Annotated in this window: 1 pseudogene; it reads left to right on the top strand. The window is 68.8% G+C overall.

Annotated elements, in window-relative coordinates:
- Positions 1 to 263 (top strand): annotated as a pseudogene (locus AAEZ06_RS27505) (TetR family transcriptional regulator); the annotation flags it as partial.

Genomic DNA, 263 nt, shown 5'->3' with positions numbered 1-263 from the left:
AGCAAAGCGAGGAGAACGGCGCGCTGCAGCGGCGCCGCATGCTGCTCGAGCTGCAGATGCTGCGGATCACGAAGGCGCTGCTGCGTCGCGCGATCGCCGCCGGCGAGCGCGCCGCCGATCTCGACGTGCATCTGGCCGCCGTTTATCTGGTGTCGCTGCTCGAAGGCGTGTTCGCGTCGATGATCTGGACCAACCGGCTGCGCGGCAACCTGTGGAACGACGCCGAGGCGATGCTCGACGCCGGCTTCGATGCCGTCCGGACC

Origin of the sequence: Pseudomonas sp. HY7a-MNA-CIBAN-0227 (genome assembly GCF_040310325.1) — a bacterium.
Lineage (GTDB): Bacteria > Pseudomonadota > Gammaproteobacteria > Pseudomonadales > Pseudomonadaceae > Aquipseudomonas.
This window is presented reverse-complemented; position numbering and strand designations above follow the sequence as displayed.